General features: G+C 46.8%; 1 protein-coding gene. It reads left to right on the top strand.

Going from position 1 to position 363, the window contains the following annotated elements; genetic code table 11:
* Positions 1–363 (top strand): reverse transcriptase domain-containing protein (locus H6A61_RS15480; protein WP_262897257.1); only part of this gene is annotated, 363 nt, incomplete at both ends.

Here is a 363-nt window from a genome sequence, read left to right as displayed (position 1 = left end):
CAATCCTGTCCTTAGAGTGGAAATTCCTAAGGATAACGGCAAGATGCGACAGTTAGGAATACCGACCGTTGTAGACCGACTGATACAGCAAGCCATCACCCAAGTACTGACCCCCATCTACGAAGCTCAGTTTAGCCGAAGTAGTTTCGGTTTCCGTCCGAGACGTGGCTGCCATGATGCATTACGCAGAGCGAAAGATATCGTCAATTCAGGCTACAAATATGTAGTAGACCTTGACCTCGAGCGATTCTTCGATACCGTATGCCACAGTCGTCTGATAGAAATACTGAGCCGTACAATAAAGGATGGAAGAGTGGTTAGTCTTATACACAAATATCTCCGCAGCGGAATCCTGAATCATGG

Source organism: Bacteroides caecigallinarum, from assembly GCF_016901995.1.
Classification (GTDB): Bacteria; Bacteroidota; Bacteroidia; order Bacteroidales; family Bacteroidaceae; genus Phocaeicola; species Phocaeicola cellulolyticus.
Note: the sequence above shows the minus strand (reverse complement) of the source record. Positions and strands in the feature narration are given on the sequence as shown.